The organism is Gluconacetobacter aggeris (assembly GCF_014174395.1).
GTDB classification, from domain to species: Bacteria; Pseudomonadota; Alphaproteobacteria; order Acetobacterales; family Acetobacteraceae; genus Gluconacetobacter; species Gluconacetobacter aggeris.
On record NZ_JABEQD010000053.1, the window covers coordinates 1 to 900 of the forward strand.

Annotated in this window: 1 protein-coding gene; it reads right to left on the bottom strand. The window is 71.1% G+C overall.

Annotated features, from left to right (window positions below):
• Nucleotides 1-900, bottom strand: a 900-nt coding sequence (locus HLH36_RS19505) for an MBG-2 domain-containing protein (RefSeq protein ID WP_182987931.1), incomplete at both ends; no start/stop codon positions are given.

Sequence of the window (900 nt, forward strand, 5' to 3'; positions counted from 1 at the left end):
CGATGGTCAGCGTGCCGGGCTGGTAGGTGACGGCATAGTTGGCCAGTCCGCTGCCCTGGGCGGCGGAGGCGGTGATGCCGTAGCGGCCGACGGTGCTGGCACCGGTGGCGGCGGTGGTGAGGGTGACGCCGGAGACGGTGTCGCCGTTGACCAGGCCGGCGGTGGAGACGTTCGTCGTGCCGAGGACGGGTGTCTGTCCGTAGGTGCTGGTCTGGTTGAGGGCGGTGACGGTCAGGGCGGCGGGGTCGATGGTCAGGGTGCCGGGCTGGTAGGTGACGGCATAGTTGGCCAGTCCGCTGCCCTGGGCGGCGGAGGCGGTGATGCCGTAGCGGCCGACGGCGCTGGCGCCGGTGGCGGTGGTGGCGAGGGTGACGCCGGAGACGGTGTCGCCGTTGACCAGGCCGGCGGTGGAGACGTTCATCGTGCCGAGGACGGGTGTCTGGCCGTAGGTGCTGGTCTGGTTCAGCGCGGTGATGGTCAGGGCGGCGGGATCAATGGTCAGCGTGCCGGGCTGATAGGTGACGGCATAGTTGGCCAGGCCGGTGCCCTGGGCGGCGGAGGCGGTGATGCCGTAGCGGCCGACGGTGCTGGCACCGGTGGCGGCGGTGGTGAGGGTGACGCCGGAGACGGTGTCGCCGTTGACCAGGCCGGCGGTGGAGACGTTCGTCGTGCCGAGGACGGGTGTCTGTCCGTAGGTGCTGGTCTGGTTGAGGGCGGTGACGGTCAGGGCGGCGGGGTCGATGGTCAGCGTGCCGGGGACATAGGTGATGGCGTAGTTGGCCAGGCCGGTGCCCTGGGCGGCGGAGGCGGTGATGTCCCCCGTGTAGCTGCCGGCGTTGCTCTGGCTGGTCTCGCTGGTGGCGAGGGTGACGCCGGTCACGGTGTCGTGGTTGGCCGTGA